This is a genomic window from Paracoccaceae bacterium, from assembly GCA_033344815.1.
Lineage (GTDB): Bacteria > Pseudomonadota > Alphaproteobacteria > Rhodobacterales > Rhodobacteraceae > Roseobacter.
The window spans coordinates 1,804,180-1,824,605 of record JAWPMR010000001.1 but is presented as its reverse complement, the minus strand read 5'-3'; the positions used below and the strand labels follow the sequence as shown (position 1 = coordinate 1,824,605).

Below are 20,426 nucleotides of genomic sequence, written 5' to 3'. Positions count from 1 at the left end.
CGATACAACACCAGAGGCCATATGGACCTGATTGATGACCCCGCGCCGGGCCAGAACACGCCTGAATTCACCGTCAGCGAAATTTCTGGCGCGGTAAAACGCACGCTGGAGGGCGAATTTGGCCGTGTAAGGGTGCGCGGAGAGGTCAGCCGTGTGATCAAGGCCCGTTCGGGCCACATGTATTATGACATCAAGGATGATCGGAATCAGCTTTCCTGCACCACGTGGAAGGGGCAAGTCGCCAAACTCAGCGTGATTCCCGAAGAAGGGCTTGAGGTCGTCGTTACCGGGCGCATCACGGCTTATGGCGCGCAGTCGAAATACAACATGAACGTCGATGATGTTGCGGTGGCGGGCAAAGGCGCGTTGATGGCATTGCTGGAAAAGCGCAAGAAGATGCTGGAGGCAGAAGGGCTTTTCAGTGCTGCGCGCAAACGGTCCTTGCCGTATTTGCCGGAAGTGATCGGAGTCGTGACCTCGCCCACAGGGGCGGTAATCCGCGATATTCTGCACCGGTTGCGGGACCGGTTCCCGCGCAAGGTGCTGATCTGGCCAGTGGCGGTGCAAGGCGCCAACTGCGCGCCGGAAGTTACCCGCGCGATTGAAGGATTTAATGCGCTGAGCCCCGGCGGCGCGTTGCCACGCCCAGATTTGCTGATCGTGGCACGCGGTGGTGGCTCGGTCGAAGACCTTTGGGGGTTCAATGAAGAGAGCGTGGCACGGGCAGCCGCTGCATCCGATATTCCCCTGATTTCGGCCGTTGGACATGAAACCGATACGACTCTGATTGACTACGTTTCAGATCAGCGCGCGCCGACACCCACGGCTGCCGCGGAGCTTGCGGTGCCTGTCCGTCACGAGTTGATGGCCTGGCTGGAAGGTCAGGACGCGCGGATGAAACAGGCGCTAAGCCAGGGATTGACCCGGCGTGGGCAACGCTTGCGGGACATGTCACGCGCCTTGCCGCGCCCGGAGTCGTTGTTGGATACGCCCCGCCAGAGGCTCGACACGGTGAGTGCACGGCTGGGACCAGCGTTGATTGCCAGTGTGCAGAGGCGCAAAGTGCGCCTCGCGGATATGAGCGGTAGTTTGCGGCCCTCGACCTTGGATCGCGCGATTTCTATGGAAAACAGGCGTCTGCGCGATACATCCGCACGTCTGGCACCAGCGCTTTCGCGCGCTGTGTCGTCGAAGCAAGAGCAACTGACAGCCCGCGCGCGGCGTTTTCGTCCAGTTGCATTGACGCAGGATTTTGAGCGCAAAGAAAAGAACTTGAATGCCATCGCGCAACGCCTGTCTGATGCGGGGCAGCGCAACATCAACAATTGGCAAAGCCAGATCGAAACGCTTGAACGCCTGCGCTTGACATTGGGCTATGAGGCGACCCTGGAGCGCGGGTTCGCGGTGGTGCGCAGTGAGGGTGCGGTCGTGACAGATAGCAAGACGGCCGGGAAAGCCGCATCACTGGAGATACAATTCGCTGATGGCCGTGTCAGCCTTGGCGCGAAAACGACCCCGCGGAAGGCGCCGGCCAAACCGCCCCAACAAGGGACTCTGTTTTAGAAAACGCGCCTAAACGCCGACCTCTGGTCCAAGACACACCATTTCGTCGCCCAGATTTCCCGCCTCATAGAGATCTGTAGCGCCGGGCAGATTCTGAAAGCGCGCGACCAAGCCGGACCCTTTTTCACGAAACGTCCAGCACTGGGGGTCGTCGGTATCGTCCTCATAGATAAAGCAGATCTGGCCCGCTTCCTCGTACCATTGGCCTTCTTTGCACTCACCATCCAGAAACGACCAGCGCACCCGGCGGTTATCCATGTATTTTTCCGCGCCATAAGACATGCCGCCCTGACCGTAAAACAGGGTCTTGCCGCGCGTGTATTCGTCAAATTCCTGAGCGTTCATTGTGTCTTCCGCTGCAACAGAAGCGGTGGCAAGGCAAAGCCCGACAACAGCAGTCATAGTGGATTTGAACATTGAATACATGGCAATACTCTTACAGAAGTGAGGGTATGGGACTAGGGGGATGCGTTGTGATCGGCATGACGTTGCCGTGATCGAACGGCTCATTTGCCGCGCATTTACGCAGCTGCTTGAAAAATAGCAGGCTGATGATCGCATGTTGACGACCGAAGCAAAAGAGATGCGCGTCAGATGGCCAAGGTGAGACAAAACATTGATGGCGCAGAAGCTCGCCGCGCAGCATTTTGAGTTTTGCAAAGGTGCCCGGACGGACGGTCAGCATGGCAGAACGGAACTGCGCCAGCCAGGACAGGTGTCTGGCAGAAACCACGGGAGAAGAGACAGGCAAAATCATATTAGGATTCTGTTTACCCTGTTGTGCGGGTTCCACCAAGCGCAGCCATATGTCTCGGTTAACGCCATAAGTTTCTGATGAGATACAGGATGGGATGCAGAGTGTCGCATATGGTCTCACAGGGGGTCTGTTTTGGCCTTATGCTGAGCCAGATCGGGCTGCTATGCTCCGCTCGACACGATGAAATTTGAAACCCAGGCGATCAGCGATGGGACGGAGACCAAGACTATGGCATTGGATGGTGCAGACAAATCCCCGCGCAAGGGTGTGTGGAAATCCGGCAAAGGCAAGGGCCGCCGTCACACCAAGGGCCGACAGTTGCAGGACGATGCCTGGGACGCGGTCAAATCGCTGTTGGGGGATGCCCCGCGGCGCAGCGACCTGTTGATCGAACATCTGCATAAAATCCAGGACCAATTTGGCCATCTGTCAGCGGCGCATCTGCGCGCGCTCGCTGAAGAGATGCGCATGTCCATGGCCGAAGTGTATGAAGTGGCGACGTTTTATGCGCATTTCGATGTAGTCAAAGAGGGTGAAACACCGCCCCCCGCGTTGACCATCCGGGTGTGTGATTCCCTATCGTGTGAACTGGCCGGTGCGCAGGCTTTGAAATCAGCGCTGGAGGACGGGCTTGACCCTGCCGAAGTGCGCGTATTGCGCGCACCCTGCATGGGACGTTGCGACACGGCCCCTGTATTGGAATTGGGCCATGCGCATATTGATCACGCCACGCCGGAAAAGGTGACCGCAGCAATCGCCGCAGGGCATACGCACGCGCATATCCCCGCCTATCAGGATTTTGCAACCTACGCGGCAGATGGCGGATATGCCGTTTTGAAAGAGCTGCGCGCCAACGGAGATTGGGAAGCGGTGCAGGAAAAAGTGCTGGCCTCCGGTCTGCGAGGGCTGGGGGGTGCTGGGTTTCCGTCGGGCAAGAAGTGGGGGTTCGTGCGCGCAAACGCCGGGCCGCGTTATCTGGCCGTGAATGGCGATGAGGGCGAACCGGGCACTTTCAAGGATCGCTATTATCTCGAACGCGTGCCGCATCTGTTTTTGGAAGGCATGTTGATCGCGGCCTGGGCAGTTGAGGCCGAAACAGCCTTTATTTACATGCGCGATGAATACCCTGCCGTTTTGGAGATTCTGGCGCGCGAAATCAAAGCGCTGGAAGAAGCCGGGATTGTTGAGCCAGGCTACATTGATCTGCGCCGCGGTGCGGGTGCCTATATCTGCGGCGAAGAATCCGCGATGATCGAAAGCATCGAGGGCAAGCGTGGCATGCCGCGTCATCGTCCGCCTTTTGTGGCACAGGTTGGTATCTTTGGCCAACCCACGCTGGTGCACAACGTGGAAACCCTGCATTGGGTGACGCGCATTTGCCGCGAAGGGCCGGAGGTTTTGTCTTCCACCGAAAAGAATGGTCGCAAAGGTCTGCGCAGCTATTCCGTATCCGGACGTGTCGCCGCGCCGGGTGTTTATCTGTTGCCCGCCGGCTCCACGATCATCGATATCATCGAAGCCGCTGGCGGTATGGCGAAAGGCCATGTGTTCAAAGCCTACCAACCCGGCGGGCCGTCCTCGGGATTGTTGCCAGCGTCGATCCATGACGTACCGCTCGATTTCGACACATTGCAACCGTTGGGGTCGTTTATCGGGTCCGCTGCCGTCGTCGTTTTGTCTGATCAGGATTCCGCACGGGCTGCAGCCTTGAACATGTTGCGCTTCTTTGAGGACGAAAGCTGTGGTCAATGCACGCCATGTCGCGTTGGGTGCGAAAAGGCGGTGAAACTGATGCAGCAGGATACATGGGACCAACCGCTGTTGGAAGAATTGAGCACCGCCATGGTGGATGCCTCGATTTGTGGCCTGGGGCAGGCCGCCCCCAACCCGATCCGCTTGGTCATGAAACATTTCCCGGAAGAGATCTGAGCAGACGACGCGTGGGTCTTTCCCTTGCCGTTAATTCCCCTTAGATGGTGGAAGGACCGGCAAGAGGGCAGGCGCTGATATGGCATTTTTCAAGAAACTCAAAGATCGTCTGTTCAAGTCCTCCTCCAGGATTGATGAGGGTTTGGAGGCCATCGTCGAGGATGGTGGCGTTGAGGAGTCTGTCGCATCTTCCGTTGACGCGGTCATGCCACAGGCAGCGGCGGCCCCGGACATCATAGACACGCCCGCCGAGGATGCGGCAAAACTGGTTGACGCGCCTGCTACGGTGCCCGATGCTTTTCCAGAGCCAGAGCCAGAGCCAGAGCCAGAGCCAGAGCCAGAGCCAGAGCCAGAGCCAGAGCCAGAGCCAGAGCCAGAGCCAGAGCCAGAGCTTCACCCGCAAGACATACCGCCGCGCATGGACCAGCCCGACGCAGATGATGCATATGCCCGCTCCACAACGCGTTCGGATCAGACCTTTGGCAACACACCGATGTCACTGCCCCGCAGCCCGGCACCCGTTGCAGAAGCTCTGATCGACGAGCAACAAGAAGGTGCTACAACGACAAAGCCCGGATTGTTGGGTCGCCTCATGGGGCGCTCAAACGCCCAGACTGTCGTCAGGCGCACTCTAGATGATGCGATGCTGGAGCAGCTTGAAGAATTGCTGATCACTGCGGATATGGGCGTGGATACGGCTTTACGCGTTGTGGCCAATATGGCCGAGGGCCGTATCGGGCGGAAACTGTCTGTTCAGGAAATCAAGGAACTGATGTCGGCTGAAATTGCCCGTATCATGGAGTCCGTGGCCAAACCTCTGCCGCTCTACCCACGCACGCCGCAGGTGGTCCTGGTCGTGGGTGTGAACGGTTCCGGCAAAACAACCACCATTGGCAAGCTGGCCAGTCAATTCAAGGCTGCGGGCAAGAAAGTCGTGATTGCAGCGGGCGATACCTTCCGCGCCGCCGCTGTTGAACAATTACAGGTCTGGGGCGATAGGGCCGGTGTGCCAGTTTTGACAGCGCCCGAAGGATCCGATCCCGCCAGCCTCGCTTATGACGCTATGGCGCAGGCGCAAACCGATGGCGCGGATTTGCTTCTGATCGACACGGCAGGGCGTTTGCAAAACCGGTCAGACTTGATGGAGGAGCTGGCCAAAATCGTCCGCGTTATCCGCAAAAAGGATGAGACCGCGCCGCACAATACACTGCTGGTGTTGGACGCCACCACCGGACAGAACGCCCTCAATCAGGTCAAGGTTTTCAGCGAGATATCGGACGTTTCCGGCCTCGTGATGACCAAGCTGGACGGCACAGCCAAGGGCGGTGTGCTGGTGGCGCTGGCCGATAAATTTGGCCTGCCGATCCACGCCATCGGCGTTGGCGAGCAGATCGATGATCTTGACGCTTTTGACCCGCAAGAATTCGCCGATGCCCTGATGGGCCTTGAACGTTGACATCTACCCCAGACCAATGCGCCCGTAGGGTGGGGCTTGCGCCACCTTTCCTAACCGCATGACAGACTGGCTGATTTCAATCGAGGGAACGGAAGCAGGCCATCAAGTGGCGCTGATGCTCGCTCTCATGGCGGCCCTTCTGCACGCAGTCTTTGGCGCGCTGCAAAAGGGAAGACACGATCCCTGGCTGACACGCGGCGCGATTGATTTTTGCTACATGCTTATGGCCGTTCCATTTGTTCTGTTTGTGGTGCCATGGCCCGAACCGCATATGTGGCCCATTTTTGCTGCTGTCTGGCTGATCCATGTGATCTACAAACTGCTGCAGGCCTGGGCCTATACCAAGGGTGCCTATACTGTGGTTTATCCGGTGGTGCGTGGGACGGGCCCCTTGTTCACCGTGATCGGCGCCTATCTGATCTTTGAAGAAACCTTCACGGGTGTCCAATGGATCGGGGTCGCCGTGCTGTTGGCCGGAATATTTGGCCTTGCGATCTACAACATGATTTTTCTGGTGTCAGAGCGCGAAACGCTAAATGCGGCCCTTGGGTTGGCCGTCCTCACGGGCCTGTTCGTGGCGCTTTACACCACCTATGACGCCTACGGCATCCGGGCCACGGCGAACCCATTTACGTTTCTTGCGTGGTTTTTCATGATCGATGGGTTTTTTATGCCACTGGTCGCAGGCGCGCGCTGGATGCGTATGAAAAATCGCCCAACACTGGGCCCGCTCATGATGCGCGGGCTGGTAGGTGGTCTGGTCGCGCCCTTGAGTTTTGGCGCAGTCATGATGGCCACGCGTCTTGACAAGGTCGGCGAAGCTGCCGTCTTGCGCGAAACCTCCACGGTCTTTGCCGCTGTAATCGGGTGGCTGTTACTGAAAGAAACCGTGGGACCGCGCCGCATTGCCCTTATGGCATTGATTGCGCTGGGAGCTGTGATAGTTGAGATGGGCGGATAAGGAAGCGAAATGTCAGACCCAAAACCGATCAACCCGATTGTAAAACAAGGGCTCGAACTGGGCCCGACCATCCTGTTTTTTCTGATCTACCTGAAGATTAAAGAAGACGTGTTCGTCATCGGGGGCACGGAATACACCGGCTTTATCGTTGCGGCATTGGTCTTTGTCCCAATCCTTCTTGTCGCGATGGCAATCCTATGGAAATTGACGGGCCAGCTCAGCCGTATGCAGGTGTTCACCGCCTTTATGGTCATTTTCTTCGGGGGCCTCACTGCGTGGTTTAACGACGAACGCTTTTTCAAGATGAAAACCAGCATTGTGTACGGGTTGTTTGCGGCGTTGTTGGGCATCGGTTTGATGCGGGGTCAGTCTTATCTGGCTTTCGTAATGAATGAAATGATGCCCATGCGCCACGAAGGCTGGATGATCCTGACCCGCAGACTCTGTGCGGTATTTGCGTTTCTGGCTGTTGCAAATGAGGTGATCTGGCGCACGATGTCCACGGACGCCTGGGTCAAGATTGAAACATTCGGTTTCCCTGTGGTTTTGATGGGATTCCTGATGTGGCAGTTCACGGCTTTACAAGGCCATCTGATCACCGATGAAACCGAGGACGACGCCTAGCCCTTTTCTACGGTTTCCAACGCGTCGATCATCGATTTGGGGATATTGTTTACGCGCACAGCGTCTTTGCCCATCGAATGGGATACTTTGCGCGCCAGATCCACCGAAATCGCTGCTTCTAGTGCCAGCTTGAACCGCGCGTTCTTTGCGCATTTCCGGCGCAGATCATCGAAGCGCCATTCAAGAACTTCGGCGCCCTCTTCCAGCCAGGCAGATGCAGAACTGGGCGATCCGATCAAAAAGGCGATTTCGCCCAGAAACAGCTTGGGTGCCAGAACAAACGCCTGATCGCCTTTACGCAGAAGTGTCGCGCCGCTGATCACAAAATACAATTTGGTACCGGACTCGCCCTCGACGGTGACCTGTCGGTCCTCCTCTACTGTAAAGCGACGCGCCAGTTTCATGAGCGCGCGAAAATCGCCCGGGGGCAGGCGCGGAAAATCAAAGTATATATCTGCATGAGCCGCCGGAATGGCCAATCTGGAATTACGCGCAATCAGGCTGGTCAGGCCGCCAAGATTTGCCAGTCCAATCAGCATGCTGACGTAAATGGCCTCCCACAGGGGGTTATCCGCAATCGTGGAATAATACACCAGATAGACGGCCGTGCCGGCCAAAAGCAAAATGCGCAGGATGATCTGGTTGGTAATAGCAAGTCCTGCGACGTAGAATGCCCCTGCCAGATAGACAAGGTTCTCTGGAATTAGAACGCCTTCATACATTCAGACTGACTACCCTTTAACGCCGCTGCCAAGGTTGTGGCGCTGAATGAACCGCATTGCAAAGAAAATCGGGACGATCTCTCTTGGAAAGCCATCAATCCAATTCTGATTTTTACTACTTTTTAAAGAGTTTGTCCTGCGCGCTTTGATCATTGCGAAAGTCAGCCCGTTTTTCGGCATGAAGAGCGCGTCCGGCTTGAACGCCCGGCCGCGCCACCATGCTTGCCAACCAGCGCGTCATGTTTGGCTTGTCTTCCAAGGTCTGTTGCTGGCCTTCCCAGAGAGAGGCCCACCCCCAGATCGCCATATCCGCGATAGAATAAAAATCACCCGCCACATATTCATTTCGCTCCAATTGGCGATCTAAAACACCATAGAGGCGGCCCGTTTCAGTGCGATAACGGTCTTTGGCGTAGGGAATATCGTTGGGAGGTTCCATGAAAGGCGCATATTTCAAAAAGTGGTGCGCTTGCCCCGCCATCGGACCAAGCCCCCCCATCTGCCACATCAACCATTCGGTGACGGCGATTTTTTCACGCGCCGTTGTGCCGCCAAACTGACCGGTTTTATCCGCTAGATATTGCAGGATTGCACCGGATTCAAAGATCGAAACAGCTGCGCCGTCCGGACCATCATGATCGACGATTGCAGGCATTCTGTTGTTGGGCGCGATCTTGAGAAACGCCGGGTCAAACTGATCACCGGCGCCGATGTTGATCAGGTGGGTTTTGTAGGGCAACACCATTTCTTCAAGCGCGATGGATATTTTCCAGCCATTTGGGGTGGGCCAGAAATACAGATCAATAGGCGTGCTCATTTTTGTTCCCTTGCGCAGATGTGACCGACATGATGCGGTTTTTCATCTTCAAGGCAAGGGGGGCAAAGGGGCGGACAATGGCTGGTGTTGCATTACCAATTCCTGCGTCCTTACGGGGCAGAAAACGTGACCAACGGGGGGCCGCCGCACTGGGGAGCAACCCGGCCAGTCTGGACTGTGTAAAAGTATCACAATTTCGAAGGATTTCAGTGTAAAGTGCCATGATGCCAGGACGTTGATAGGCCGACCAGTGACATACGCGCCGTTGCGCGCGCGCGACGGGTAATCCCAAAAGCGCGAAGGCGTCGAGTGTTTTGTCACAATCCAGTTGGAGGTTGACCGCGTTGGGTGCGCTCAATCCCTGACCAATGGCGCGGTCGTGCAATTCGGGTGCGGTGACCATATGTTCGAACGCGAGATCGAAAAGATCGTTTTCACGGCTGGTAACATTGAACAGTTCTGTGCTCAGCCCGGCCGGGGTGTTCAGCATGTCGCGGGCTTTGCTGTGGAAACTGGCTCCCGTCAAAAGCAGCATGCGTTCAACCTTGTGAGCATTCAGATGTTCCAGAGCAGAGAGAGCGATTTCCGATCCCAGCGAGTGCGCAATCACGTGAATGGGTCGATCGGGTGCAATCGTGCGAAGGTTGTTGATCAGTGATGCGAGGTTTTCGCCCAGTTTTGTGGCGCGGCGATGCGCTTGTCGTAACGGTCCTCGCGCAAACCATCCAAATGCAATGCACAGGCCTTCGTTGGGTTGACCCGTCAAAAAGCCAAGCTGTTTCGGCCAACCTTGTTCTGAAGCGCTGAATATTTTTCGATGGGGGCAATGTACCGGATCGTTGGGTATGTATTTGTAACCATGTATCATAATTACAATCGGGCCGGCTTTGTGGGACTCTGCGACCAAAACATCTGGCACGGCCATCGTGCTTTCATGCATCTGCAACTTTTCGTGGGTCGCATTGATCCTGAGCACTGGCATAATCCGCCCCTTCTACAAGATGTTGTGGCTGAGCTATGACAATGGGATATTACAGGGGCGTGAAATTATCGTTACAGCACCGTGACGGTGTTGACGCGCAACACCCTTTGGCCTAACGAATTGACCGTGGTGATTTGTTACCGGATTGCGGGCCACGTAAAATATTCCGCTAAAAGGTCACCGATGAGGGAACCCCGTCGCGTTGACCGCGTCTGGGGTTTTTTTGTGCCCGATCGGGCTGGAGAGTGAAAAGATGACATGGGATTTGAAGCCGCGTACGAAGGCCATTCACACGGGCACCCGCCGCAGCCAGTATGGCGAAGTTTCCGAAGCGATTTTCCTGACGCAGGGCTTCGTCTATGAAACAGCGGAGGCGGCAGAAGCACGCTTCATCGAGGCCGAACCGGATGAATTCATCTATGCGCGTTATGGCAATCCGACAGTGGCGATGTTTGAGGAGCGGATCGCAGCACTTGAGGGTGCGGAGGATGCGTTTGCCACAGCCTCTGGCATGGCCGCGGTATCTGGTGCTTTGATGGCGATGCTCAAAGCTGGGGACCATGTGGTCTCTGCGCGGGCGCTTTTCGGATCATGTTTGTATGTTTTGGAGGAAATCCTGACGCGATTTGGCGTGGAGGTCACCTTTGTGGATGGCACCGATCTTGCCGCGTGGGAGGCGGCAATCACGGACGATACTGCGGTTGTATTCTTTGAATCTATCTCGAATCCAACCTTGCAGGTGGTTGATATTGCTTCCGTATCAGCGCTTGCCCATGCTAGGGGAGCGAAGGTTGTTGTTGACAATGTTTTTGCCACTCCGGTCTGGTCAAAGGCCATTTCTCAAGGGGCAGATGTCGTGATCTACTCGGCGACGAAACACATTGACGGGCAAGGCCGCGCCCTCGGAGGCGTGATCATGGGGAGCCGAGATTTCATCCGCAAGACGGTTGAGCCTTACATGAAGCACACTGGTGGTTCGATGAGCCCGTTTACGGCCTGGCTCATGCTCAAGGGATTGGAAACACTGGACCTTCGGGTTCGGGCGCAGACATCCAACGCCACGGCGATTGCAGAAGCACTGAGCGGGCATCCAAAGCTGGCGCAGGTCATCTATCCCGGCCTTTGCGACCACGCGCAATATGCACTCGTACAACGCCAGATGGGGCAGGGTGGAACCGTGCTTTCGATTGATCTGGAAGGGGGTAAAACGGCAGCGTTCCGTTTCCTGAATGCCATAGAAATTGGCCTGATTTCAAACAACCTTGGTGATGCCAAAACCATCATGACTCACCCGGCGACCACAACGCATCAGCGCCTGCCGCAAGATCAAAAAGATGCTTTGGGCATTTCAGCGGGTCTGGTGCGGATCAGTGTTGGTATTGAGGATGCTTCCGATTTGATTGCAGACATCGTTAACGCGCTGGAGTCTGTTTGATCGGGCCGATCGGGGGGCGGCGCATTTTGATTGGGGCCACCGGACGGACCAAGCTAAGAATTTTGATCCTTTTATCACGACTTGACGTATCTGTGAGGAGAGTTGGTCAGAGCGACACGATGACCTATCTCTTGATACAGACGCCATCATGAGGGACATAGCGATGAACATCCACACACCCATCCTTGATGCCACGCCAGATCGGGATGAGGCGGAAGCTGCCTTGGCCCTTTTGCGCACTTGGGCAAAAGGTGCCAGTAGCACTGAGATTTTGGAGCTCGATCCCTCTGTAGCGCGATTGGTTCCTGGCGGGGACGCGGTGAATTATCCTGCCTTCTCGCGTGAATACCCCGAGGGGTTCGAAACGGATGAGGGCTACAAATCGTCGCTTCCTGACCTGCAAAACGGGCCATCCAGCCTGATCCGGGGGGCCAAGCAGCAAATCCAACACGTCGGTATCTCGAACTTCCGCCTTCCCATTCGGTTCCGGACGCGTGACAACGGCGAAGTTATGCTTGAGACTTCGGTAACGGGTTCTGTCAGCCTTGAAGCGGACAAAAAGGGCATCAACATGTCCCGGATCATGCGCTCCTTCTACAAGCACGCCGATGCGACTTTTAGCTTTGGAGTCATTGAAGCGGCTCTGGACGATTACATCACGGACCTTGAGAGTTTTGACGCACGCATCCAGATGCGTTTCAGCTTTCCGATGAAAGTCGATAGTTTGCGATCTGGCCTGTCCGGATATCAATATTATGACATCGCGTTGGAATTGGTCGAGACGGGTGGCGTGCGTAAAAAAATCATGCATCTTGATTACGTCTATTCATCGACCTGCCCCTGTTCGCTGGAATTGTCGGAACACGCGCGTGCGACGCGCGGCCAACTGGCCACGCCGCATTCCCAACGCTCAGTTGCGCGGGTCTCGGCCGAGATTGACGACAATGCCGGGTGTCTGTGGTTTGAGGATCTGATCGAGGCATGCCGTCGCGCTGTCCCGACCGAAACGCAAGTGATGGTGAAACGCGAGGACGAGCAGGCATTTGCCGAGCTCAACGCGGCGAACCCTATTTTTGTTGAGGATGCAGCGCGTTTGTTCTGTGAGCAGTTGCAGGCCGACGTAAGGATCTGTGACTTCAGAATTATTGCAAGCCATCAGGAAAGCCTTCACAGCCACGACGCCGTCAGTGTTTTGGTTGAGGGCGAAACTTTCTCGGCAGAAAGCCTCGACCCCCAGTTATTCAATACGTTGTTCCACGTTGGTTAAACCCATGTTGGAAGCGAAAATCACGCGCTCATAAGCGCGTGGTTTTTATAAGCGACGTTGCTGTTGGATAGCGGCTATGCGGAAGTGGGGTGTATCCCCTTGACATACGGTGAGTGAATACCCACCTATAGTACATGAAACAGACAAACGTCCGCCAGTTCTTCCAGCAGTTCCCCACAGATGAGGCATGTTTGGAACACCTCTTTAATGTTCGCTTCGGTCAAGGCCACGCTTGCCCCAAGTGTGAGCGTGACGCCAAGTGGTATCGCTTGCAGTCTGAACAGGCTTTTTCATGCCAATGGTGCGGCCACCACATCCACCCGATGGTCGGCAGCATCTTTGAAAAGAGCCGCACACCGTTGCAGCTTTGGTTCTATGCTATCTTCTTGTTCACCACGTCCAAGCATGGCGTGTCTGGCAAGGAATTGCAGCGCCAGCTTGGCGTGACGTACAAGACAGCATGGCGCATGGCGAAGCTGATCCGCGAGCACATGGCAGAAGTTGACGGCGAAGCCTCCCTTGGTGGCTCTGGTAAGGTTGTAGAGGTCGATGAAACCTATGTTGGCGGCAAAACTACCGGTATGGACTGGCGGGATCGCAAGAGCGTCGTAATGGGCATGATGGAGCGTGACGGTGATGTGATGCTCAAAGTTGTTGAGGATCAGTCACGCGGCTCGCTACTGCCCCACATTCATGAGAACATTGCTGACGGCACGGAAATCCACACCGATGAATTGCGCTCCTATAACAAGGCCATTCCAGTTGATCGCTTCACCCACAAGACGGTGAACCATTCCAAGGATGAGTATGTCGGGCCAAACGGCGAAACCACCAATTCAATCGAGAACTTCTTTGGTCATTTGAAGCGGTCTTTGAAAGGTACGCACAACAACGTGTCGCCCAAGTACCTTGAAGCCTACGTCAAAGAGTTTGAGTACCGCTTCAATCGTCGGACGACTCCTGAGGTGATGCTGGGCGAGCTGCTTTCTCGCTTTCCTGAACTGGACGCTTAATCAGCGCATCCAGCTTGTCGAGGTCGCCGTCTGGGTCTGCCTCATGTTCCTTGATAAAATCTTCAATCTTGCCCTTCCGGGCCTGTTTCAGGTTCGCCACTCTGCGCCTCCAAGGCTTCTAGAATTTTCTCAAGACGCGCATCTTGCGCGACATTTAATTCCCGTTGCGTGTCTAACGCCTCCTCTACGGCACCCATCGCAGAAACCCCACTATCGAATCTATCACTGCCCCAACTGAGAATAGCGAAAATAAGTCCCAAAGCTCCGACGATACCGATACCCAGTAGCCCAGCGTTCTGCTGCCATGTCGCGCCCGGCTGGATGCTGTCAATCTTCGCCTCTAATCTTGCATATGCTGTTTCGTTCTGTGCTTTCACGGCTTCGATTCTCGCATCAACATATGCACGATCAATCTCACCGCCACCGCCGCCACCACTTCCAGACCCGATACCGCCGCCGCCGCTCCTTCCGCCCTCAATGCCGATGAGGCCAATTGGCTCGTTTGCTTGCCCTTGCTTTAGTCCTCTAACCATCGTTCTTGTCGATCACCTCTAGCAGGGTCGTTAGAGACCGGTGAAGGTCTCGAACGGTGAAATCGTCTAACGATATTGATGTATGGTATTGTAGCTGAAACGACTCCTTGCCATCTCTTCCAGTGAGGTGCCGACCGTTGCCAAATGCAATTTCGGTTCTGTCCGCCATGGGGAAAATATAGTAACGGTTTGTTGGTCGAGCGCGAACAATCGCCTCTGTCGCCTTCTCCAGCGTATTTTCCTCGGTGTCGTCTGGATGCGGTTTGTAATCTGACATTGCCCACCTTTTCACTAAGATATGCAGCATCAGCGGAAATGTAAGATTCGTCAATCATAACGTATGCTGAGGGGATACACCCCGCGGAAGTTGCAATTCTAAAACGTCCGGGAAGCCGTTATAAAGACAGCAGGGAGGAGACCCAACAAGAATTAAGGATCTCCTATGGCTAATCAATCAACCCATATGGGCGGCGAAAGCGGTCGCATACTACGTAATGCATTTGCTTCTGCATGTGGATTTCTCAAATCCATCGGGTCAGGGCTTTTGATCTCGAGCGCCTACACCGTGCGCGTCCAAAATTTTCAAGCTCTTCATGCAAAGTCGGATGAACAGTTGGCGGCGCTGGATATCAAACGCGACGATATTGTACATCTGGTGTTTCAGGACTTGTACTACGCGTAAGGATGTTTGAACTTCCCGTGTCACCTCGTGTAATGGCCCGCAATCGCGGCGTGCACGGGGTCTTGTACCAGATTGCCTTTTTGCGTCGGGATACGGGAATCCTGTGGGGTTTTGAGCGGGTCACACTTGCGGGAGCGAACGCCTCTTCAGGCCCAAGGAACCTTTAGACCTGCTGCGTTGAGATCATTTGATCCATCCGGCATTGCACCCGGTTTTCGTGGTCTTTTCGAGGCTCACAGGAAATATGTTTCAATTTAATGACCAAATTGGCGCACTGATCCTGAGCAATCCCGATAGTGGGTGTTCTGTGGAACTTTATCGTACGGCTAAGATCACCAACGCACTTGTTGTTTCTTTTTTGGTCGCGCTAAAGACTCTACGCCGCATTGAGGGCTTGGGGCTCAGTCGCCAAGTTTTCTGATGCCCTTCAGACAGAAAAACTTCAGACGCTCCAACATGACCGATGTCTGCGATAGAGCACGCGTCGCATCCGCTTGACACTGGAGCAACGCACGGCCAACCCTGCGGGTATGTTGGACCTTCGCCCTGTTGGATATGTGATCGGTTTGCTGGTGGCCGTGCTCGGGGTGGCCATGCTGCTGCCAATGCTGATCGATATCGCCGAAGGACGCGAGCACTGGCCTGTTTTTATGCAATCTGCCGCTATGACTGTGCTGGCTGGGGGGCTCATCGCGCTCGCCTGCGCAAACGGTGTCAAAGAAGGACTTACCATTCAGCAAACCTTCTTGCTGACGACCGGCGTTTGGGTCGCGTTGCCGCTTTTTGGCGCTTTGCCATTTATGTTCGGTGACACCGAGGCTCGTTTTGTCGATGCGTTCTTTGAAGCGATGTCTGGCCTTACAACAACGGGATCCACCGTTTTTTCTGGGCTTGAGGACCTGCCAAAAGGGTTACTGCTTTGGCGCGGGATCCTTCAATGGCTGGGAGGCATCGGCATCATCGTGGTTGCCATGGTGTTTTTGCCAGAATTGCGTGTCGGGGGTATGCAAATCTTCCGCTCTGAGGGTTTTGATACGATGGGAAAAATCCTGCCGCGTGCGGGGCAGATCGCCAGCCAGATTTCCAGCATTTACCTTGGCTTGACTATGGTTTGCGCCCTCAGCTACCTCGCACTTGGCATGAATGCTTTTGATGCAACCGTGCATGCCCTGACCACGGTTTCAACAGGTGGTTTTGCCAACTACGATGACTCCTTTGGCGTGTTCAAGGGCAACATAGAGATTGCTGCTGCGCTTTTCATGATCCTGTCGGCCTTGCCGTTTGTCCGATATGTCCAGCTTATAAACGGTCAGCACAGACCTCTTTGGCAGGACAGTCAGGTGCGTGTATTTTCCGTCACGCTTCTGATCATTGTACTGGCTGTTTCCTTTGTCCTGATGCGGTTTTCTGCGCTGGCACCGGTACAGTCCATGCGCGAAGCCTTGTTCAATGTGACCTCTATCATGACCGGGACAGGCTATGCCTCGGCGGATTACATGCAATGGGGTCCTTTGTTGATTGCGACATTCTTTTTCATCGGATTGATTGGCGGTTGCGCGGGATCGACCACCTGTTCGATCAAGATCTTCCGGTATCAATTGCTCTTTGCCTCCATCAAAATGCAATTGCGCCGCATCAGGTCTCCCAATGGTGTCTTTGTTGTACGATATGACAAACGCCCTGTGGGCGAGGATGTTTTGAGCTCAGTAATTTCGTTTTTCATGTTTTTTATCGTGACACTTGGCCTGCTGGCAGTGGCGCTCAGTTTGACGGGACTGGATTTCATTACATCTCTGTCCGGCGCCGCGACGGCCCTTTCGAATGTGGGGCCGGGATTGGGGGCAGAGATCGGACCTGCGGGTAACTTTTCCGGCCTCAACGATACAGCAAAATGGCTTTTGTCCGCAGGCATGTTGCTGGGACGGCTTGAACTCTTGGCGGTCTACGCAATCCTGACCGTGCAATTCTGGAGAGACTGAGATGCAAAGACCCTTGGGCGCGCAGATTTCCCACATGCTGAAAGATCGAGGTGTCGATGTGATCTTCGGCATTCCGGGTGTGCACAATCAGGAAATGTACCGTGGCATTGACGAGGCGGGCATCACGCATGTTCTTGCCCGACACGAGCAGGGCGCGGGGTTTATGGCGGATGGGTATGCGCGCGCCACTGGCAAACCGGGCGTAGCCTATGTGATCACCGGGCCGGGGCTGTGCAATATCATGACGCCGATGGGGCAGGCCTATTCGGATTCGGTGCCGATGCTGGTTATATCCAGTTGTCTGGACGAAACGGCGGCGCGGCGCGGACAGTTGCACCAGATGAAAGACCAGCGCGCTGCTGCGGAGACGGTCTGTGACTGGTCCGAAGAGGCGCGTACGGCGCAGGGAGCCTATGCGCTTGTTGACCGGGCTTTTGTCGAGTTTCAAGCCCGTAGCCCCTTGCCCAAGCACATTCAGGTGCCGATTGAGGTTCTTGTGGCGGAAGCAGAACCCGCCCAAGTGCAGGTCACAAAGCTATTCAAAACAGATAAGGCTGACGTGACGATGGCCGCTCGTAAAATCACAAGCGCTGGGAAGCCCGTCTTCGTGTTTGGCGGTGGCGCATCCAAAGCCGGTGGCATGGACAGCCCCGCCCACGCAGTCCTGAAAAGCCTAAATGCGGCGTCCTTCACCAGTTATGCGGGCCGAGGGATCGTTTCCGCAGATGATCCATTGTTTTTTGGGGCGGCGTTGGCGCGCCCGGGCAGTGCGAAAATCCTGTCGGACGCGGATTTGTTGATTTTTGTCGGGACCGATCTGGCGGAGGTGGATCTTTGGCGTGAAAAGCCCGGCCATTCCTGCCCGGCGATTCATGTCAATCTTGACCCGGAGGTTCTCGCCCGAGCCAATGCAGGTGATGATGTGTATCAGGCGGACGCCGTTGAGTGGCTTTCAGCGTTGGCCGCTGCGCTTGAAGGCACCCAGAATGCGACCGAATGGACCGCTGAACACGTGGCCGAAACGCGATCGCGGTGGCGCGCAGAAGTTGATGCCGAGCGCCCCGGCATTGTGCCCATATGTGACGCAATTCGGGATGTCGTGCCGGCAGACACGATGATTTATTCTGACATGACGCAGCTTGCCTATGTCGCCAAAGAGGTCTGGGATATGGATCGCCCCGGACACTGGCATCACCCTTACGGTTTTGGCACGCTGGGTTATGCGACACCGGCGGCCATTGGCGGGGCGGTCGCGCGGCGCGGTTTGCCGACCATGGCGATCATCGGGGATTATGGGTTTCACTATACCATGCAGGAACTCGGGGTGGCTGTAGAGTTGGGTCTGAGCTTGCCGATAATCCTGTGGGACAATGGTAAACTGAAAGAGATCGAAGATAGCATGATCCGGGCACAAATCGCGCCGAATGCAGTCATCGCGCGTAATCCCGATTTTTGCAAACTAGCCGAAGCCTTTGGCGCGCGTGCCGAGGCGCCAGAGACATTGGCGGAACTTGGGAACGCGGTACGTCAAGCCTTTTCATCACAAGGTCCGACATTGATCCACGTCACGCCGGATATCATCGCCTAGTCGTCAGGGGCGGCTCGCCGTGTTCCAAAATTGCGATTGGTTTGAAAAAACTTTTGAGATCCGTTCAACTTCAGTATCGGGATGGGCATTAAACCGGCGAAAATTGACCCCGTCGCGATGAGATATGTAGATGGTGCCGCAGACGACCCGCCAGCAATATCTTTGTGCTCACTCCCAACAACTGACCAAAACGGTCATGGCACGCGCCTGTTGCGTGATGTCTTCGGGCGCCGTCCCAACGAGGCCGTTCCCGCTATCCGCCACCAGACCGGCGTTTTCCATCACACTGGCAATCGCGGATCCTGCCAAGGCAAAGGTCACGTCCTTTGGCAACTGTCTCTCACCGCCACCACGGGGCAACAACATGCCCAATACATCGCCTTTTTCATCAAAGACGGGGCCGCCAGCATCGCCGGGCAAACTGGCGAGGGCCAACCGGCTGAGGTCTTGTTCACCGCGCAAACCGCGCAGATCAGACAGCTTTCCGAATGTCATGGTGGGGGCGTCAAGAACGCCTTCGTATGAATACCCCGCAACCGCCACATCCGATTGCAGGCGCGGCAAGGCCGCGCTGAAACGGGCGACCTGAGGCGGCGACAGGCGCGCAGAAGGCGTCAAAAGAGCAACGCCAAGTTCACCATCCAGCGCCTTTAGATCGGCCTCGAACTCTTCATCAAGCGTAATCCGTGTGCAGCTCTGAACCGCTTCGGAGGTCGTTATGACGGTACCATTTTGATCCACGAAAAAGCCGGACCGTGATATGCGGGGTTTGCGTATTTGCAAACCTGCAACCAAATCGACCTGCTGTTGCGTGTCCGTTCCGACGGACGGGTCCAAAACGCCGGGCAGCTTTGTAAAACTGGCCTGCATCTCTTTCAGCAGACGCGTGCGGCGTTCTTCATCACCTGACGGCCAAATCAGCGTAAAACCCTTGATTTGATCGTCTGACAGGGTCACGCGGGTTTCGCTGATGATGTCTGCGTTGCGGCCAATCAAAGAGAACCCCGTCTTTGATAAGTCACGAGGGCCTTGCAAAGGGACTATTTCCAGCGTCTGCATGATTTCAAAAAGACTGGCGAGCGTATTGGCATCACCCTCTTGGCTGATCAACAATAGACGCGCATTACTGCCATCTGATGCTTCAAACTGAGCAAAGGGTGCTTCATAGCGGCGAAACTCCAGTTTACCGCTCGGAATTATCATCTCGATTCCGGCCAGGGTATCTGTGACGCGGCGCAGATCCAGTCCTTCCAAAACTGCATTGTAGTCGTTGAGCAAAGCCGCGCGTTGCAAAGTGGTCAACACACCTGTCGGTTCAAAGCCATTTACCTGCTGCCAGGCCGACATCGAACTGCGCGTTCCACGCCCGAACGCGCCATCAATGGTTGAGTTATAGAACCCGGCCCATTGCAATGCCGTCTGAATCTGGCGTCGCTCTGCGGGTGAAAGATCGCGTTCATTGCGCCTTGCCTCGGCGGGTGTTTCGACTGGACGCTCAAGGTTTCGACTGGGCGATTGAGACAGGCCTTGGAGCGTCAGCGTTGGACCCTGATCAACAGTTGCTTCTGGCAATAGTGGCGCGCCCTGGGCGGTTTCTACGGGCTCAATAGATTGTCTTGAACGCTGTAAAATATCAACGTCCGCTGGAAAGAATTGTTGGGCGAGAGCAGCGCTTGCCACGATGTAGCTGTCACGTGGGATGAGGCCATCTGCGCGATAGACCTGCAAGACCTGTTGCGCATCGGCAGCGGTATAAGGGCCGAGCACGATGCCATACCATCCATTGCCAAGGGAAAAGCCATTCACGTCAGCCAGTGTACTAGAATAGGCGCGCGCGCGGTTTTCCCCGCCCTGAAGGCTGGGTTGCGCTTCGATCTGCACCCAGACCACTTCATCAGAAGACTGCGCGCGCGCCAAATGCGCAACGCTGAAAAAAACGACAGCAAAAACCACGAACAACCGCATCATTTCAGTATCAACCCCAAACCGAATTTAATCGGGCGCAGATAATCAGGAAAAGGAGGGTATGACCATAAGGCATTGGTTCGAATTATCGAGTTGTGTGCAATTGACGCTTCCAGCACACACACGTAGGAAAGGCGCGCAAGAGCAGCCGAG

At 55.5% G+C, this 20,426-nt stretch carries 19 protein-coding genes and 1 riboswitch; of the genes, 11 read left to right on the top strand and 8 right to left on the bottom strand.

Going from position 1 to position 20,426, the window contains the following annotated elements; genetic code table 11:
* The first annotated feature begins 21 nt into the window (after nucleotides 1–21).
* The gene (xseA, locus tag R8G34_08470; GenBank protein ID MDW3222901.1) at nucleotides 22–1,563 is read left to right on the top strand and encodes an exodeoxyribonuclease VII large subunit; all 1,542 of its coding nucleotides are present in this window, start codon (nucleotides 22–24) and stop codon (nucleotides 1,561–1,563) included.
* 9 nt (nucleotides 1,564–1,572) lie between these two features.
* On the opposite strand, the gene R8G34_08465 is transcribed toward xseA, so the two are convergent.
* The gene (locus R8G34_08465) at nucleotides 1,573–1,980 is read right to left on the bottom strand and encodes a hypothetical protein (protein ID MDW3222900.1); all 408 of its coding nucleotides are present in this window, start codon (nucleotides 1,978–1,980) and stop codon (nucleotides 1,573–1,575) included.
* A gap of 19 nt (nucleotides 1,981–1,999) precedes the next feature.
* Nucleotides 2,000–2,320 (bottom strand): hypothetical protein, encoded by a 321-nt coding sequence (locus R8G34_08460; GenBank protein MDW3222899.1) that lies wholly within the window; start codon nucleotides 2,318–2,320, stop codon nucleotides 2,000–2,002.
* A 228-nt stretch (nucleotides 2,321–2,548) separates the two neighbouring features.
* Here R8G34_08460 and R8G34_08455 point away from each other — a divergent pair, with 228 nt between their 5' ends.
* From R8G34_08455 to R8G34_08440, 4 genes are all read left to right on the top strand, one after another.
* Nucleotides 2,549–4,249, top strand: coding sequence for an NAD(P)H-dependent oxidoreductase subunit E (locus R8G34_08455; protein ID MDW3222898.1), 1,701 nt, complete (start codon nucleotides 2,549–2,551; stop codon nucleotides 4,247–4,249).
* Between the two features lie 79 nt (nucleotides 4,250–4,328).
* Nucleotides 4,329–5,705: a signal recognition particle-docking protein FtsY gene (gene ftsY, locus R8G34_08450; GenBank protein MDW3222897.1), complete on the top strand. Its 1,377-nt coding sequence runs from the start codon at nucleotides 4,329–4,331 to the stop codon at nucleotides 5,703–5,705.
* A gap of 58 nt (nucleotides 5,706–5,763) precedes the next feature.
* Nucleotides 5,764–6,666: an EamA family transporter gene (locus R8G34_08445; GenBank protein ID MDW3222896.1), complete on the top strand. Its 903-nt coding sequence runs from the start codon at nucleotides 5,764–5,766 to the stop codon at nucleotides 6,664–6,666.
* 9 nt (nucleotides 6,667–6,675) lie between these two features.
* Nucleotides 6,676–7,290 carry an inner membrane-spanning protein YciB gene (locus R8G34_08440; protein MDW3222895.1) on the top strand — a complete coding sequence of 205 codons (615 nt, stop codon included), beginning with the start codon at nucleotides 6,676–6,678 and terminating at the stop codon, nucleotides 7,288–7,290.
* On the opposite strand, the gene R8G34_08435 is transcribed toward R8G34_08440, so the two are convergent.
* The 3 genes from R8G34_08435 to R8G34_08425 all read right to left on the bottom strand — a co-directional run bounded on the left by R8G34_08435 (nucleotide 7,287) and on the right by R8G34_08425 (nucleotide 9,811).
* Complete coding sequence (locus R8G34_08435; GenBank protein MDW3222894.1) at nucleotides 7,287–8,012, bottom strand: cyclic nucleotide-binding domain-containing protein; 726 nt, start codon at nucleotides 8,010–8,012, stop codon at nucleotides 7,287–7,289. The genes R8G34_08440 and R8G34_08435 overlap by 4 nt on opposite strands.
* 115 nt (nucleotides 8,013–8,127) lie before the next feature.
* Nucleotides 8,128–8,829 carry a glutathione S-transferase N-terminal domain-containing protein gene (locus tag R8G34_08430; protein MDW3222893.1) on the bottom strand — a complete coding sequence of 234 codons (702 nt, stop codon included), beginning with the start codon at nucleotides 8,827–8,829 and terminating at the stop codon, nucleotides 8,128–8,130.
* A complete protein-coding gene (locus tag R8G34_08425; GenBank protein MDW3222892.1) occupies nucleotides 8,813–9,811 on the bottom strand; it encodes an alpha/beta hydrolase in 999 nt (332 codons plus the stop codon). The genes R8G34_08430 and R8G34_08425 overlap by 17 nt, the downstream gene beginning before the upstream one ends.
* Nucleotides 9,812–9,927: 116 nt before the next feature.
* Nucleotides 9,928–10,004, top strand: a riboswitch (SAM riboswitch).
* A gap of 60 nt (nucleotides 10,005–10,064) precedes the next feature.
* Here R8G34_08425 and metZ point away from each other — a divergent pair.
* From metZ to R8G34_08410, 3 genes are all read left to right on the top strand, one after another.
* Entirely contained in the window at nucleotides 10,065–11,246 is a 1,182-nt protein-coding gene (metZ, locus tag R8G34_08420; GenBank protein ID MDW3222891.1) for an O-succinylhomoserine sulfhydrylase, read from the top strand.
* A gap of 163 nt (nucleotides 11,247–11,409) precedes the next feature.
* Nucleotides 11,410–12,513 (top strand): GTP cyclohydrolase FolE2, encoded by a 1,104-nt coding sequence (gene folE2, locus R8G34_08415; GenBank protein MDW3222890.1) that lies wholly within the window; start codon nucleotides 11,410–11,412, stop codon nucleotides 12,511–12,513.
* A gap of 134 nt (nucleotides 12,514–12,647) precedes the next feature.
* Nucleotides 12,648–13,526, top strand: coding sequence for an IS1595 family transposase (locus R8G34_08410; protein MDW3222889.1), 879 nt, complete (start codon nucleotides 12,648–12,650; stop codon nucleotides 13,524–13,526).
* Nucleotides 13,527–13,588: 62 nt separating this feature from the next.
* Here the strand turns inward: R8G34_08410 and R8G34_08405 are convergent, their stop codons facing one another.
* Both R8G34_08405 and R8G34_08400 read right to left on the bottom strand, forming a co-directional pair.
* Nucleotides 13,589–14,059, bottom strand: a complete 471-nt coding sequence (locus R8G34_08405; protein MDW3222888.1) for a hypothetical protein — start codon at nucleotides 14,057–14,059, stop codon at nucleotides 13,589–13,591.
* Nucleotides 14,052–14,366, bottom strand: coding sequence for a hypothetical protein (locus R8G34_08400; GenBank protein MDW3222887.1), 315 nt, complete (start codon nucleotides 14,364–14,366; stop codon nucleotides 14,052–14,054). The genes R8G34_08405 and R8G34_08400 overlap by 8 nt, the downstream gene beginning before the upstream one ends.
* A gap of 135 nt (nucleotides 14,367–14,501) precedes the next feature.
* Here R8G34_08400 and R8G34_08395 point away from each other — a divergent pair, with 135 nt between their 5' ends.
* The 3 genes from R8G34_08395 (at nucleotide 14,502) to R8G34_08385 (ending at nucleotide 18,308) form a co-directional block, all read left to right on the top strand.
* Entirely contained in the window at nucleotides 14,502–14,741 is a 240-nt protein-coding gene (locus tag R8G34_08395) for a hypothetical protein (protein ID MDW3222886.1), read from the top strand.
* Nucleotides 14,742–15,271: 530 nt separating this feature from the next.
* On the top strand, nucleotides 15,272–16,720 hold the full coding sequence (locus R8G34_08390; protein ID MDW3222885.1) for a TrkH family potassium uptake protein: 1,449 nt from the start codon (nucleotides 15,272–15,274) through the stop codon (nucleotides 16,718–16,720).
* A gap of 1 nt (nucleotide 16,721) precedes the next feature.
* Complete coding sequence (locus R8G34_08385; GenBank protein ID MDW3222884.1) at nucleotides 16,722–18,308, top strand: thiamine pyrophosphate-binding protein; 1,587 nt, start codon at nucleotides 16,722–16,724, stop codon at nucleotides 18,306–18,308.
* A gap of 168 nt (nucleotides 18,309–18,476) precedes the next feature.
* Here the strand turns inward: R8G34_08385 and R8G34_08380 are convergent, their stop codons facing one another.
* The gene (locus R8G34_08380) at nucleotides 18,477–20,276 is read right to left on the bottom strand and encodes a serine protease (GenBank protein MDW3222883.1); all 1,800 of its coding nucleotides are present in this window, start codon (nucleotides 20,274–20,276) and stop codon (nucleotides 18,477–18,479) included.
* Between the last annotated feature and the right edge of the window lie 150 nt (nucleotides 20,277–20,426).